The organism is Pseudomonas sp. Mn2068, assembly GCF_049319725.1.
Taxonomy (GTDB): Bacteria; Pseudomonadota; Gammaproteobacteria; order Pseudomonadales; family Pseudomonadaceae; genus Aquipseudomonas; species Aquipseudomonas gingeri.
Genome location: NZ_JBMOUG010000014.1, coordinates 175480 through 189982, shown reverse-complemented (window position 1 = coordinate 189982; position 14503 = coordinate 175480). Strand labels below are relative to the sequence as shown.

General features: G+C 63.6%; 14 protein-coding genes and 1 pseudogene. 8 read left to right on the top strand and 7 right to left on the bottom strand.

Going from position 1 to position 14503, the window contains the following annotated elements:
• Positions 1-152: 152 nt before the first annotated feature.
• Positions 153-812: a thiopurine S-methyltransferase gene (locus tag ACL9RJ_RS26320; RefSeq protein WP_103032883.1), complete on the bottom strand. Its 660-nt coding sequence runs from the start codon at positions 810-812 to the stop codon at positions 153-155.
• Positions 813-916: 104 nt separating this feature from the next.
• On the opposite strand from ACL9RJ_RS26320, the gene ACL9RJ_RS26315 reads away from it, so the two are divergent.
• Positions 917-1684 (top strand): DODA-type extradiol aromatic ring-opening family dioxygenase, encoded by a 768-nt coding sequence (locus tag ACL9RJ_RS26315; protein WP_177107434.1) that lies wholly within the window; start codon positions 917-919, stop codon positions 1682-1684.
• 224 nt (positions 1685-1908) lie between these two features.
• Here ACL9RJ_RS26315 and ACL9RJ_RS26310 read toward each other — a convergent pair.
• A pseudogene (locus tag ACL9RJ_RS26310) lies at positions 1909-3616 on the bottom strand (DEAD/DEAH box helicase).
• 375 nt (positions 3617-3991) lie between these two features.
• On the opposite strand from ACL9RJ_RS26310, the gene ACL9RJ_RS26305 reads away from it, so the two are divergent.
• Positions 3992-4783, top strand: a complete 792-nt coding sequence (locus tag ACL9RJ_RS26305; protein WP_422765822.1) for a crotonase/enoyl-CoA hydratase family protein — start codon at positions 3992-3994, stop codon at positions 4781-4783.
• A gap of 3 nt (positions 4784-4786) precedes the next feature.
• Here the strand turns inward: ACL9RJ_RS26305 and ACL9RJ_RS26300 are convergent, their stop codons facing one another.
• Entirely contained in the window at positions 4787-5542 is a 756-nt protein-coding gene (locus ACL9RJ_RS26300; protein ID WP_017125870.1) for a spermidine synthase, read from the bottom strand.
• A gap of 155 nt (positions 5543-5697) precedes the next feature.
• On the opposite strand from ACL9RJ_RS26300, the gene ACL9RJ_RS26295 reads away from it, so the two are divergent.
• Positions 5698-7044 (top strand): class II 3-deoxy-7-phosphoheptulonate synthase, encoded by a 1347-nt coding sequence (locus tag ACL9RJ_RS26295; RefSeq protein WP_017125869.1) that lies wholly within the window; start codon positions 5698-5700, stop codon positions 7042-7044.
• 128 nt (positions 7045-7172) lie between these two features.
• Here ACL9RJ_RS26295 and ACL9RJ_RS26290 read toward each other — a convergent pair whose 3' ends face one another.
• Together ACL9RJ_RS26290 and ACL9RJ_RS26285 are read right to left on the bottom strand one after the other, a co-directional pair.
• On the bottom strand, positions 7173-8384 hold the full coding sequence (locus tag ACL9RJ_RS26290; RefSeq protein WP_177085018.1) for a winged helix-turn-helix domain-containing protein: 1212 nt from the start codon (positions 8382-8384) through the stop codon (positions 7173-7175).
• A gap of 58 nt (positions 8385-8442) precedes the next feature.
• Positions 8443-8670, bottom strand: coding sequence for a DUF1127 domain-containing protein (locus tag ACL9RJ_RS26285; protein WP_042935266.1), 228 nt, complete (start codon positions 8668-8670; stop codon positions 8443-8445).
• Between the two features lie 98 nt (positions 8671-8768).
• Between ACL9RJ_RS26285 and ACL9RJ_RS26280 the strand changes: the two genes are divergently transcribed.
• Positions 8769-9623: a LysR family transcriptional regulator gene (locus tag ACL9RJ_RS26280; RefSeq protein ID WP_177116420.1), complete on the top strand. Its 855-nt coding sequence runs from the start codon at positions 8769-8771 to the stop codon at positions 9621-9623.
• Here the strand turns inward: ACL9RJ_RS26280 and ACL9RJ_RS26275 are convergent.
• The gene (locus ACL9RJ_RS26275) at positions 9613-10362 is read right to left on the bottom strand and encodes a sulfite exporter TauE/SafE family protein (RefSeq protein ID WP_422765821.1); all 750 of its coding nucleotides are present in this window, start codon (positions 10360-10362) and stop codon (positions 9613-9615) included. The genes ACL9RJ_RS26280 and ACL9RJ_RS26275 overlap by 11 nt on opposite strands.
• A 103-nt stretch (positions 10363-10465) precedes the next feature.
• Between ACL9RJ_RS26275 and ACL9RJ_RS26270 the strand changes: the two genes are divergently transcribed.
• The 4 genes from ACL9RJ_RS26270 (at position 10466) to ACL9RJ_RS26255 (ending at position 13699) form a co-directional block, all read left to right on the top strand.
• The gene (locus ACL9RJ_RS26270) at positions 10466-11422 is read left to right on the top strand and encodes a LysR family transcriptional regulator (RefSeq protein WP_017125864.1); all 957 of its coding nucleotides are present in this window, start codon (positions 10466-10468) and stop codon (positions 11420-11422) included.
• Between the two features lie 73 nt (positions 11423-11495).
• A complete protein-coding gene (locus ACL9RJ_RS26265; RefSeq protein WP_017125863.1) occupies positions 11496-11948 on the top strand; it encodes a MarR family winged helix-turn-helix transcriptional regulator in 453 nt (150 codons plus the stop codon).
• A gap of 285 nt (positions 11949-12233) precedes the next feature.
• Entirely contained in the window at positions 12234-12653 is a 420-nt protein-coding gene (locus ACL9RJ_RS26260; protein WP_017125862.1) for an organic hydroperoxide resistance protein, read from the top strand.
• Positions 12654-12679: 26 nt separating this feature from the next.
• A complete protein-coding gene (locus tag ACL9RJ_RS26255) occupies positions 12680-13699 on the top strand; it encodes an alpha/beta hydrolase (protein ID WP_017125861.1) in 1020 nt (339 codons plus the stop codon).
• A 214-nt stretch (positions 13700-13913) separates the two neighbouring features.
• On the opposite strand, the gene ACL9RJ_RS26250 is transcribed toward ACL9RJ_RS26255, so the two are convergent.
• Positions 13914-14483, bottom strand: coding sequence for an elongation factor P (locus tag ACL9RJ_RS26250; RefSeq protein WP_017125860.1), 570 nt, complete (start codon positions 14481-14483; stop codon positions 13914-13916).
• Positions 14484-14503 lie beyond the last annotated feature (20 nt).

The following is a 14503-nucleotide window of genomic DNA, read 5'->3' as shown; positions in this document are numbered from 1 at the left end:
TTGTTGGGAGGGCGGGGCTGGGGGGGGGGGGTCGGGAGGGAAAGGGATAGGGAAAGGACACAAAAGTCCGGGCGACCACCCCCGCTCCCACACAAGCCCCCCACATAAAGCCCACACAGCCTCAACACCCACCAGCTAGCAACCCACCATCCTCAAGCAATCTTCTCCAGCCGGTACACCCGCTCTTCCAGCCGTGTGACACCCGCCTGGAGAAACTTCCAGCTCTCGCCGAGCACATCCCGCTCCTCCTCCATGCGCAATTGCCACTGCGGCTCCAGCAGACGCCGGACCTCACCATCGAGTACCGCGAACGGCGGGCCGTCGATCTGCGTCTGATCGTAATCAAGGGTGATCAGCAAACCCTGGCAGCCACCCGGCAGGATCCGTGTCAGATGCGCCGTGTAACGCTCGCGCATCTCCAGCGGCAAGGCGATCAGCGCCGCACGATCATAAAGCGCCGTGCAGTCGGCGACGTCCGCCGCGGTCAGGGCGAAGAAATCCCCGCACCAGAGCTCCAGCGGCCCGGCCTCGTAGATCCGCAAGGCACCGTGCTCGCGCACCTGCGGCTTGAGCTGCTGCTCGGCAAAAAAGGCCTCCACGGCCTTCTCCGACAGTTCCACGCCCAGCACCCGCAGCCCCTGGGCCGCCAGCCAGGCGAGGTCGAGGCTCTTGCCACAGAGCGGCACCAGCACCCGCGCCTCGGGCTCCAGCGCCAGGTCCGGCCAGAAGCGTTGCAGACAGGGATTGACCTGATCCAGATGAAAACCGATCTGGTTGAACTCCCAGCGTTTGTGCCAAAACTCGGGCTGCATGATTGACCTCAGGAAATTCGATTAAAACCTATCAAAACTTATATTAGATTTAGATCAATGATCTGACCGAAGATGATCTCATCTTAACGCTCAGGACCTTTATTATGCTCCCCAGCCTGTTTATCTCACACGGCTCGCCGATGCTGGCGCTGCAACCCGGTGCCAGTGGCCCGGCGCTGGCCCGGCTGGCCGCCGAACTGCCACGCCCGAAAGCCATCGTGATCGTCTCGGCCCACTGGGAAAGCCAGGAGTTGCTGGTCAGCAGCAACCCGCACCCGGAAACCTGGCACGACTTCGGCGGCTTCCCCCGCGAACTGTTCGCTGTGCAATACCCGGCGCCGGGCGAACCGCAACTGGCCGCCGAGGTGGCCCAGCGGTTGACGGCCAGCGGCCTGCCCGCCCGCCTGGATAACAACCGGCCGTTCGACCACGGCGTCTGGGTGCCGCTGTCGCTGATGTATCCGCAAGCCGATATCCCGGTGGTCCAGGTCTCCCTGCCCAGCCGCCAGGGTCCTGCGTTGCAGACCAGGGTCGGACAGGCCCTGCGCAGCCTGCGGGACCAGGACATCCTGCTGATCGGTTCCGGCAGCATCACCCACAACCTCGGCGAACTGGACTGGCATGCCGGCCCGGAAACCATCGAGCCATGGGCCAAGGCGTTTCGCGACTGGATGGTGGACAAACTCGCCGCCGATGACGAGGCCGCCCTGCACGACTACCGCAAACAGGCCCCCTACGCGGTGCGCAGCCACCCCAGCGACGAGCACCTGCTGCCGCTGTACTTCGCCCGCGGCGCTGGCGACCGGATGAGCATCGCCCATCAGGGTTTCACCATGGGCGCGTTGGGCATGGACATCTATCGCTTCGCCTGACAGCGCTTTTGTGGGGCCGGCTTGCCGGCGATGGCGTCCGTCAGGCCAATGCCAGCCTCGCGGGCCTCATCGCCGGCAAGCCGGCTCCCACAAGGTTCGGTTCGGGGTAGCGAGATATTTCGCGGTGAAACGTGAATTCTCCAGGAGCAGGCAAAAAAAATCCCCGAACCAGTCGGGGATTTTTTTATCGATCAATCAACGCAACGTCTGTCGACGCCTGTCGATCAATCCTCGCGATAGCGACGCAGCTTGAGCTGCTTGCCGGCAACGCGGGTGTCCTTCAGCTTGGTCAGCAGACGCTCCAGACCGTCTTCCGGCAGTTCCACCAGGCTGAAGCTGTCGCGCACCTGGATGCGACCGATCGCTTCACGAGCCAGGCCACCTTCATTGAGGATGGCGCCCAGCAGGTTCTTGGCGGCGATACCGTCACGCGCGCCCAGCGCGGTACGGCAGCGGGCACGGCCTTCGGCCAGCGGGATCGGGGCACGACGCTCGCGATCGCTACGCTCGGGACGGTCGCCCGAACGCTCCGGACGATCGCCACGTGGTGCATTGTTCGGCACCAGTGGACGCTCTTTCTCGATAGCGGCCAGGTTCAGCGCTTGACCGTTGGTCGCCTTGCGCAGCAGGGCCGCGGCCAGGGCACGCGGGCTGCAACCGATATCGGCGGTCAGGCGATCGAGCAGATCACCGTGGGTCGATTCGGCATCGGCCACCAGTGGCGACAGGCTGTTGGTCAGCTTCTTGATGCGCGCATCGAGAACGGCCTGGGCATCCGGCAGGCGGACTTCGGCAACTTTCTGACCGGTCACACGCTCGATCACTTGCAGCATGCGGCGCTCGCGTGGAGTCACCAGCAGCAGGGCACGACCTTCGCGACCGGCACGGCCGGTACGGCCGATACGGTGAACGTAGGATTCCGGATCGTACGGCATGTCCACGTTGAATACGTGGGTGATGCGCGGAACGTCCAGGCCACGAGCAGCCACGTCGGTTGCCACAACGATGTCCAGGCGGCCATCCTTGAGGGAATCGATCACGCGCTCACGCTGGTTCTGGGCGATGTCGCCGTTCAGCGCGGCGGCCTTGTAGCCTTTGGCTTCCAGGGCGCTGGCCAGGTCCAGGGTCGCTTGCTTGGTGCGCACGAACATGATCAGGGCATCGAAGTCCTCGACTTCCAGCAGGCTCAGCACGGCCGAGGTCTTCTGGTCGGCGTGAACCAGCAGGTGGGCCTGCTCGATCGCGGTGACGGTCTGGGTCTTGCTCTGGATCTTCACGTGCTTCGGATCGCGCAGGTGGCGCTCGGCGATGGCACGGATCGATTGCGGCAGGGTGGCCGAGAACAGGACGGTCTGGCGGCTTTCCGGCATGGCCTTGAAGATGACTTCCAGGTCATCCATGAAGCCCAGCTTGAGCATTTCGTCGGCTTCGTCGAGAACCAGGTGGTTCACGGTCGCCAGGACTTTTTCGTCGCGACGCAGGTGGTCGCACAGACGGCCCGGGGTGGCGACAACGATCTGCGCGCCATTCCGGATTGCTTTCAATTGTGGGCCCATCGGCGCGCCGCCGTAGACAGCCACAACAGTCACGCCCGGCATCTGCTTGGCGTAGGTTTCGAAAGCGGTTGCAACTTGCAGCGCCAACTCACGGGTTGGGGCCAGGATCAGAGCTTGCGGCTCGCGCTTGGACGGATCGATGCGGTGAAGGATAGGCAGGGCGAAAGCGGCCGTTTTACCGGTACCGGTTTGTGCCTGACCAATCATGTCGTGACCGGCAAGGATGATCGGAATTGACTGCTGCTGAATGGCCGAAGGCTCTTCATAGCCGGTAGCGACTACTGCAGCGACAATATTGGGATGAAGTTCAAGAGCGGCGAAGCCGCCGATTTCCTGGGTCATGGGTCTGCCTCTAAGTGCATCCGCAAAGACCCATGCTCCAAAGCTGCACATGCCGTGTAAGACTCTGAGAGTCACCCTGGCAGCTTTGTCGGCGGGGATTTGCGAAAACGATTGAATGAAAGAATCGTCAAGGATAGTCCGCAGGGCGAACAGCAGCCGAAGCTGGCTTCGGGGAATTGCATTACCTAAACGCGGCCCGGTTAAAGGCCGGCGCGCACTATACCGGAATTGGCGAAAAAAGGGAGATTTATTTATCGGCAAAAGCCGGTAGACGCCCGTCTGTTTCAGGCTTTGCGGATCGGCGGCCAAAGCGTTATTTTCTACGGGCGTGCTTTGGTGCTTAAACGGTTCACCCATCAGGTCGGCTACGCCGGCCCGCGGCTTCGCTCCCCTACCCAGGAACTGCCCCATGAATCAGCCCGCCGCCAGTCGTGTCAGTCGTGAACAACGTGGTCATGTCCTGCTGCTCGGCCTGGACCGGGTCGCCAAGCGCAATGCCTTCGACCTCGACCTGCTCGACGAACTGAGCCTGGCCTATAGCGAGTTCGAGCGCGACGAACAGTCGCGGGTCGCCGTGGTCTTCGGCCATGGCGAACACTTCACCGCCGGCCTGGACCTGGCCAAGGTCGGCGCGACCATGGCCGAAGGCTGGAAGATACCGACCGGCGGTTGTGATCCCTGGGGCGTATTTGCCGGCCCCCGGGTCAGCAAACCGGTCATCGTCGCGGCGCAGGGCTACTGCCTGACCATCGGCATAGAGCTGATGCTCGCCGCGGATATCAACCTGTGCGCCAGCAACACCCGGTTTGCCCAGATGGAAGTGCAACGCGGGATCTTTCCCTTCGGCGGCGCGACCCTGCGTTTCCAGCAGATCGCCGGCTGGGGCAACGCGATGCGCTGGCTGCTGACCGGCGACGAGTTCGACGCCCACGAGGCGCTGCGCCTCGGGCTGGTGCAGGAAGTGATGGCCAGCGAAGACTTGCTGCCAAGAGCCCTGCAACTGGCCGAACGCATCGCGCGACAGGCGCCGCTGGGTGTCCAGGCGACACTGACCTCGGCGCGCCAGGCCCGCTACGAAGGGGAGACGGCCGCGGCGGCGAGCCTGCCGGCGCTGGTCAAGAAACTGCTGACCAGCGAGGACGCCGCGGAAGGCGTGCGCGCCATGCTGGAAAAACGCCCCGGCGAATTCAAGGGGCGCTGAACCTCAGGTCGCCGGGCGGATATCCCTGATCAACGACTGCAACGAGTAGCCCAGGCGCGGCGCCAGCTCATCGGCGCGACCGATCAGGGCGTCGCGGTCCAGCACCTGGTCCAGGTCCGCCGGGACGATCAGGATGACATTGCCCTCCTTCACCGGCAGTTCCCAGTAATGCCGGTGGTACAACCCGCGCAGCAGCGCCGCGCCCAGGGGCTTGCCATCGTCGGTGGCCCACTGGTTGATCACCAGCCAGCCGCCGGGATTGAGCTTCTTCTGGCAGTTCTCCAGGAAGGTCCAGGCCAGATGCCCCACCCCCGGGCCGACATCGGTATAGAGGTCGACGAAGATCAGGTCCGCCGACTCCGCGGTCTCCAGCAGTTCCAGGGCATCGCCGACCCGGATGTAAAGCCGCGGGTCGTCGTCCAGCCCCAGGTACTCGATGGCCAGGCGCGGTACGTCCGGGCGCAGTTCGATGGCCTCGACATCTTCCAGCGGCAGGAACTTCAGGCAGGCCTGGGTCAGTGTCCCGGCCCCCAGCCCGAGGAACAGCGCGCTCTCGGGCAACTCGTGGCACAGCGCGCCGATGAGCATGGCCCGGGTATAGTCATATTCCAGCCAACTGGGATCAGCGGTGAACACGCAGCTCTGCTCGATCGCATCGCCAAATTCGAGAAAGCGGTAGTCGTCCACTTCCAGCACGCGAATCATGCCGAAGTCGTCGTGCACTTCAGCCAGCAGACGCTCGACGCGCTCCTCAGACATTTCATCTCCTTGCCGCGAGCGGCCCCTGCCGTCGCGATGAATCAAGCCGCTCGGCTACGAGCGGGAAAGCGCCGATTGTCGGCCAAGCCACGGGAGCAGGTCACGTACTAATTGCTGCTAACATGGGACTCCGACCGTCAACACTAGAGTTCATGATGAGCCACCCCTGGAGCCCTGACAGCTGGCGCGCCCTGCCGATCCAGCAACAACCTCATTACCCGGACGCCGCCCACCTGCTGCGCGTCGAGCAAAGCCTGGCCAGCTACCCGCCCCTGGTGTTTGCCGGCGAAGCCCGCGAACTGCGCCGGCAGTTCGCCGAAGTGACCCAGGGCCGGGCCTTCCTGCTCCAGGGCGGCGACTGCGCGGAGAGTTTCGCGGAGTTCTCGGCCGCCAAGATCCGCGACACCTTCAAGGTGCTGCTGCAGATGGCCATTGTCATGACCTTCGCCGCCGGCTGCCCGGTGGTCAAGGTCGGACGCATGGCCGGCCAGTTCGCCAAGCCGCGCTCGGCCAACGACGAAACCATCAACGGCGTGACCCTCCCGGCCTATCGTGGCGATATCGTCAACGGCATCGGCTTCGATGAAAAAAGCCGCGTGCCCGACCCGGACCGCCTGCTGCAGTCCTATCACCAGGCCACCGCCACCCTGAACCTGCTGCGCGCCTTTGCCCAGGGCGGCTTCGCCGACCTGCACCAGGTACACAAATGGAACCTGGACTTTATCGCCAACTCGGCCCTGGCCGAGAAATACAGCCAGCTGGCCGACCGCATCGATGAAACCCTGGCGTTCATGCGCGCCTGCGGCATGGACAGCTCACCGCAACTGCGCGAGACCAGTTTTTTCACCGCCCATGAAGCGCTGCTGCTGAACTACGAAGAAGCCTTTGTCCGCCGCGACAGCCTGACCAACGACTACTACGACTGCTCGGCCCATATGCTGTGGATCGGCGACCGTACCCGCCAGCTCGACGGCGCCCACGTCGAGTTCCTGCGCGGGGTGAACAACCCGATCGGGGTCAAGGTCGGCCCGAGCATGAACACCGACGACCTGATCCGCCTGATCGATATTCTCAACCCGGACAACGACCCCGGTCGCCTGAACCTGATCGTGCGCATGGGCGCGAACAAGGTCGGCGATCACCTGCCACAACTGATCCGCGCGGTGGAAAGCGAAGGCAAGAAGGTGCTGTGGAGTTCCGACCCGATGCACGGCAACACCATCAAGGCCAGCAGCGGCTACAAGACCCGCGACTTCGCGCAGATCCTCAGTGAGGTGAAGCAGTTCTTCCAGGTGCACCAGGCCGAAGGCAGTTATGCCGGCGGGATTCATATCGAGATGACCGGGCAGAATGTCACCGAGTGCATCGGCGGCGCGCGGCCGATCACCGAAGATGGCCTGTCGGACCGCTATCACACCCATTGCGATCCGCGGATGAACGCCGATCAGTCGCTGGAGCTGGCGTTCCTGATTGCCGAGACGTTGAAGCAGGTGCGGCGCTGATTCAGGCGGTTTTTCGTGGTTCGTCAGACCGCCTTCGCGGGCAAGCCCGGCTCCTGCAGACGACATGAGTCCGCAGGCGTCGGGCCTGCCCGCGAAGAGGCCCTTCCAGGCAGCGCCCTACCCGGGATTCACAGCAAGCCGCGCAACCGCTGCGCACTGACCCGCTGGCAGTTGAGCTGAATATCCGGCAACCCCAGCCAGTCGGCCAGTTGCCGCAAACTGACGGCCAGCGCGGCCATCCCCGCCTCATCCAGCCCCTGCTCTTCCTCGTGCACGGCATGCACCGCCAGGCGCCCGAGCGCCCGCTCCGCACGCAGGTCGACCCGCGCGGCGATGCGTTCGCCATGCAGGAACGGCAGCACGTAGTAGCCATACACCCGCTTGTGCTGCGGCGTATAGATTTCCAGGCGGTAACGGAAGTCGAACAACCGCTCGGTACGGCTGCGCTCCCAGATCAGCGAGTCGAACGGCGACAGCAACGCGCTGGCCTCGACCTTGCGCGGCACCTTGATATCCGCCAGGCAGTACACCGGCTGGCGCCAGCCCTGCACCTCGCCCGCCCGCAACTCGCCGGCCTCGAGCAACTCCGCCAGGCGCGCCCGACTGTCGGCCGGGTCCAGACGGAAGTAATCGCGCAGATCCTTCTCCGTCGCCACCCCGAGGGCCGCCGCGGCCTGGCGCAACAAACCGCGCTGGGCCTCGGCTTCGTCGATCAGCGGCTGCCCGAGCACTGCCGAAGGAATCACCCGCTCCGGCAGGTCATAGAGCCGTTCGAAACCCCGGCGCCCGGCCACCGTCACCTCACCGGCGGCGAACAGCCACTCCAGCGCATGCTTCTCGGCGCTCCAGTCCCACCAGGGCCCGGCCTTTTCCTCACGACTCGACAGGCTGCCGGCCCCCAGCGCACCGCGCTCCTCGACCAGCGCCAGGACCCGGCGAATGGTCGCCTGCTGCTCGCGGCCGAAGCGCGCCATCTGCTGATAGATGCCCTCGCCACGGGAAGCCCGCTCCATGCGCCAGCGCATCAGCGGATACAGCGCCATCGGCAACAGCGAAGCTTCGTGTCCCCAGTATTCGAACAGGGTACGACGCCGGCCCTGGCTCCAGGCCGCCTGGTCGAGCAGGTCGGAAGAGTAATTGCCGAGACGGGAAAACAACGGCAGGTAATGGGAACGCACCAGGGCATTGACCGAATCGATCTGCACGACCCCCAGGCGCTCGATCAGGCGATTGACGTGCAACGGCTTGATCGACGCCTGGGCCCTGCGCCCCTGGAACCCCTGGGCGGCCAGCGCCAGGCGCCGGGCTTGCTTCAATGAAAACGACAGGTCTGCGGGCATGCACGCCTCCTTGTGAACCCGCACGCTACCGCAGTCGCCCCCTGCTTGTGTAGTCTCATCAACGGCCCTTGCCCAGCGGATCGTTCCAGAAGTGCTGGTGGGTTTCCCGGTCGACATCGGCGCGGCTGAGGCCCATGTCCTTGAGCGCGTCGTCACTCATCGCCGCGAGCAACTGGCGCTCGCGCGACAGATCGTGCCAACGGACCAGCCGCTGCCACAGGGCCCTTGGCGAAAACCCCGAGTGCGAGGCCGCGCCCACCAGCAGATAACCTTTTTGACCTTTCATCATCTTGCCCTCCAGTTGGGGATGACTAAAGTCTCCGCCCGGGGCTAAGATCAATCCAACGAATGTTTCTTATGCAATACATCTCGGAGATTGATGAGTTGTCCAGCTACCCGAGCATCGATACCGACGTCCTGCGCACCTTTGTCGCGATTGCCGAGCACGGTGGCTTCACCAAGGCCGGCGAACAGGTCAACCGCACGCAATCGGCCGTCAGCATGCAGATGAAGCGCCTGGAAGAAGATGTGGTCCAGCGCCAGTTGTTCGAACGCGATGGGCGCCAGATGCGCCTGACCGCCGAGGGCCAGGTGCTGCTCGGCTATGCCCGGCGCATCCTCAAACTGCAGAGCGAAGTCTTCAATACCCTGCGCGAGCCCCATATGGTCGGCCTGGTACGGATCGGTGTGCCGGATGACTACGTGATGCGCTTCATGCCGGGCATCCTGTCGCGTTTCGCGCAGTTCTATCCGCTGATCCAGCTCGAAGTGAACTGCGAATCCTCCACGCAGTTGCTGCAACGCCAGGACCTGGACCTGACCATCGTCACCCGCAAGCCGGGCAGCGAACTAGGCCAGTTACTGCGCCAGGAACGCCTGGTCTGGGCCGAGGCCCAGAACGCCACGATCCACGAACAGAACCCCTTGCCACTGGCCATGGACGGGATGGACTGCTTCTGTACCCAATGGGCCTGCAACGCCCTCGATGCCCGCGGCCGCGACTATCGCCTGGCCTATGCCTGCCCGAGCCTGTCGACGATCATGGCGGTGGTCAACGCCGGACTGGCGATGACCGCCCAGCTGGAAAGCCTGATCCCCCAGGACTGGCGAATCCTCGGCGAAACCGAAGGCATGCCTCAGTTGCCCCTGCTGAACATCATGCTGATACGCAACCTGAACAAGCCTTCGCCGATCACCGAATGCCTGGCCGAGCACATCGTCGAAGGCTTCAAACCTTGAAGCCGAGCAGCAGCGCGCCGAGCACCAGGTAGGCGCAGAACAGGCCGCGCAGGACTTTCTCGGGCAAGGCGTAGGCCACTTTCACCCCCCAGCTGATACTCAGCAAGCCGCCGATGGCCATGGGGATGCCCATGCGCCAGTCCACCTCGCCATGCACCGCGTAAGTTACCAGGGTGACGCTGGTGCTCGGCAGTGCCAGGACCAGCGACAGGCCCTGGGCCACCACCTGCGAAGTACCGAAGACACTGGTCAGGAACGGCGTGGCCACCACGGCCCCGCCCACCCCGAACAAGCCGCCCATGGTCCCCGACGCCGCCCCCAGTACCCCCAGCCATGGCCAGGGATAGCGCATGTGCGCCGACACCGGCGACTGTGCCATGAACAGACGCACCAGATAGAAAAGCGCCAGCACCAGGAGAAAACCGACAAAGCCCAGGCGCATGCTGCGCGGATCCAGTCCGACCGCCCAGAGGGCGCCGAACCAGGCAAAGCAGAAACTCATCAATACCAGTGGCAACGCATGGCGCAGCTCGATGCGATTGCGCTGGTTGTAGCGATGCAGCGCCAGCACCACATTCGGCACCACCATCACCAGCGCCGTACCCTGGGCCAACTGCTGGTCGAGGCCGAACAGGATGCCCAGCACCGGAATGGCGATCATGCCGCCCCCGATCCCGAATATCCCGCCCACGCCGCCCATCACGATGCCCAGCACCAGGTACTCAATCCACTCGATCACAGCTGTCTCCCCGCTCAATGCCCTCCATGCTACGCAGTCCGCTCTAGCGCGGAAACGCACAACAACGCACAATGGCTATGCCAATCTTGCACAAGCAAACGCCATGAATCCCACCAGCCTTACGGATCAACTCGGCCTGTTTCTCGATGTCCTGGAAACCGGCAGCTTTTCCGCCGCCTCCCGGCGTCATCCGCTGACCCCATCGGCCGTGGCCCGGCGGATCGACAGCCTGGAAAGCTCGATCGGCAGCCGCCTGTTCATTCGCAGCACCCACGCGGTACGGGCCACACCCGCCGGGCTGGCCTTTGCCGAGCGGGCCCGACGGATCGTCGCCGAACTGCGCCTGGCGCGGGCCGAGGCGGTGTCCCTGAGCAATGCGCCGGAAGGCTTGATCCGTATCGACGCCCCCGCGGCCTTCGGTCGTCGCCATCTGGCCCCGGCCATCGCCGACTTCCTGGTCGACTACCCCGGACTCGACGTGCAACTGCACCTGATCGACAGCTTCGTCGATATGCAGGGCTCCAACCTGGGCAAGGTCGACCTGGTCCTGCGCGCCGGGCAAATGGCCGATACCCGGCTGGTGGCCACGCCCCTGGCAAGCATCGTGCGGATCGCCTGCGCCAGTCCGGCCTACCTGAAAAGCCGCGGCACGCCGCTGCGTCCGGACGAACTGGGCGGACACGACGGCCTCGACTGGGACGCCCTGGCCCCGCCGATGGCCTGGCGCTTCCACCAGGACGGACAGGTACAACTGCACCGTCCGTCGCGAATCCGCATGACCTCGAACAACGCCGAAGCCCTGCTGTCCGGCGCCCTCAGCGGCCTGGGCATCGCCCACCTGCCGACCTGGCTGATCAGCGAGTACCTGCTGCGCGGGGAGTTGTTGCCGCTGTTCTGTGAAAATGGCCTGCCGGCCCCCGAGACCGCCGGGGTCTACGCGCTGCGCCTGGAACAACCGGCCAACTCCCGCAGCCGCCTGTTGCTGGAGTTCCTCAAGAGTCGCTTCAGCCCCGTGCCCCCCTGGGACCTGGCACTGCAAAGCGGCCTGGGGCGCCACTAGGCAGAGAAAATTCCCTGGCGCATTAAAGATTCGCCCGCTAGATTCAACAGACGTAACGTACAAGGCTCTAGCGATGAACAGCACCACCGACCACTGTGACGACCTGCTTCTGGACAACCAGGTGTGCTTTGCCCTGCACTCCACCTCGTTGTTGATGACCAAGGTCTACAAGCCCCTGCTCCAGGCCCTGAACCTGACCTACCCGCAATACCTGGCGATGATCGTGCTGTGGGAACAGGACGGCCTGACCGTCGGTGAGATCAGCCACAAGCTGATGACCGACCCCGGCTCCCTGACCCCCCTGCTCAAGCGCCTCGAAAGCGAAGGGCTGCTGAGCCGGACCCGCAGCAAGGCCGACGAGCGGGTGGTGATCGTCGAACTGACCGACGCCGGGCGTGCCCTGCGCGACAAGGCCCGGGGTATTCCGCAATGCATCCTGGCCGCCGGTGGTGGTTCCATGGAGCGCCTGCGTGCCCTGCAGGCCGAACTGCTGACGCTGCGCGGGCACCTGCAAGACAGCCTCTGACAACGATCTTCCCCAGCCCTGCGCCTTGATCGCAGGCAAATCCGCATTGCCCGACCGCTCCTACAAAGACAACAGATCGCTCCTGGCCCCAGGGGCGATCCTGCTCGCAACCTTCCCTTCGGCTTACCGCTAACCTCCCTGAACGATCCAGCCAGAAAAGCCCGTTCGAAACTTTTTTGAAAATTTACCTTGCGCACAAAGTATTAGCGCGATACATTTATCTCGCAGTCACTTAGCGCGCAAACATTTAGCGCAAAACAAATTTCCGAAACGACGAGGCTCGCCATGCAAACTCTCTATACCGCAGTTGCAACTTCCACCGGTGGCCGTGATGGCCGCGCGATCTCCAGCGACAACATCCTGGACGTCAAGCTCGCCACTCCCAAAGAGCTCGGCGGTGCCGGTGGTGCAGCCACCAACCCTGAGCAACTGTTCGCCGCCGGCTACTCGGCCTGCTTTATCGGCGCGCTGAAATTCGTAGCCAGCCAGACCAAGCGCCAGATCCCGGCTGACGCCTCGATCACCGCCCACGTCGGCATCGGCCAGATCCCTGGTGGTTTCGGCCTGGATATCGACCTGCACATCAGCCTGCCGGGTCTGGAACAGGCCGATGCACAAAGCCTGGTCGACGCCGCCCACCAGGTCTGCCCGTACTCCAACGCCACCCGTGGCAACGTCGACGTCCGCCTGCACGTCACTGTCTAACCCATCTGCCACCTGAGGATCCGTACATGAACACTTTCAGCAAAGTCCTGACCGGTACCCTGCTCGCGTTGTCCGTCCACACGGCGTTCGCCGCCGAAAACACCGGTATCGAACACAACACCCAGGCATTTCTCGACGCCTTGAATGCCGGCACGGGCAAGCCGATGGAACAGATGACGCCAGCAGAAGCCCGCGCCGTGCTGTCCGGTGCGCAGTCAGGGGTCAAGCTGACATTGCCCAAGACCGACGTGAGCCAGAAGACCATCCAGGTCGACGGCAAGCCGCTGGAGCTGACCATCGTCCGCCCGGCCGGGGTCAAGGGCACATTGCCGGTGTTCATGTTCTTCCACGGTGGCGGCTGGGTCCTGGGGGATTTCCCCACCCACGAGCGGCTGGTGCGTGACCTGGTGGTGGGTTCGGGGGCGGCGGCGGTGTTCGTCAACTACACGCCGTCACCCGAGGCCCATTACCCGACCGCGATCAACCAGGCCTACGCCGCGACCCGTTGGGTGGCCGAGCACGGCAAGGAAATCAATGTCGACGGCAAGCGCCTGGCCGTGGCCGGCAACAGCGTCGGCGGCAACATGGCGGCCGTGGTCAGCCTGATGGCCAAGGACAAGGGCACCCCGGCACTGAAGTTCCAGCTGCTGCTGTGGCCGGTGACCGATGCCAGTTTCGAGACGGCGTCCTACAACCAGTACGCCGAGGGTCACTTCCTCAGCAAAAACATGATGAAGTGGTTCTGGGACAACTACACCACCGATGCCAAGCAGCGCGGCGAGATCTACGCCTCACCGCTGCGGGCCACCACGGCACAGCTCAAGGGCCTGCCACCGGCGTTGATCCAGACCGCCGGGGCCGACGTCCTGCGGGATGAAGGCGAGGCCTACGGCCGCAAGCTGGATGAAGCCGGCGTACCGGTGACCAGCGTGCGCTACAACGGCATGATCCATGACTTCGGCCTGCTCAACGTGGTCAGCCAGGTGCCGGAGGTTCGTTCGGCTCTCCTGCAGGCTTCGCAGGAACTGAAGGAACACCTGAAATAAGCGTCTACGGGGTGGCACGGTGAACGCTGCCCCCTCTGTAGGAGCCGGCTTGCTGGCGATGGCGGTGAATCAGGCGACGACGATGTCGATTACCACACCGCATCGCCAGCAAGCCGGCTCCCACAAGGGGTCGCGCCACGCCACAGAAACAAACAGACACAAAAAAGCCCGGGGCATGCCCGGGCTTTTTTGTTCGTGTGGCGAAAAGCAGTGCTTATTTGGCACGGCCTTTGTAGGAACCGCCTTCACGGGTATCGATCTCGATCATGTCACCGATTTCGATGAAGTCAGCTACCGACAGCTCGGTACCGTTCTTCAGCTTGGCAGGCTTCATCACCTTGCCGGAAGTGTCACCGCGAGCGGAACCTTCGGTGTAGTCGACCTGACGCACGATAGTGGTCGGCAGTTCCACGGAAACCAGGCGGTCTTCGAAGAAGACGGCTTCGCAGACGTCGGTCATGCCTTCTTCCACGAATGGCAGAACGGCCTCGATGTCTTCGGCGTTCAGCTCGTACATGGTGTAGTCGGTGGTGTCCATGAACGTGTAGGAATCGCCGCTGATGAAGGACAGGGTCGCTTCCTTACGGTCGAGGATCACATCGTCCAGCTTGTCATCGGCGCTGTAGACGGTTTCGGTCTTGTAGCCGGTCAGCAGGTTCTTCAGCTTGGTCTTCATGATCGCGCTGTTACGACCGGACTTGGTGAATTCAGCTTTCTGAACCAGCCAAGGATCGTTGTCGATACGGATCACGGTACCGGGTTTCAGTTCTTTACCAGTTTTCATTGCGAATATCCGAATTTGGA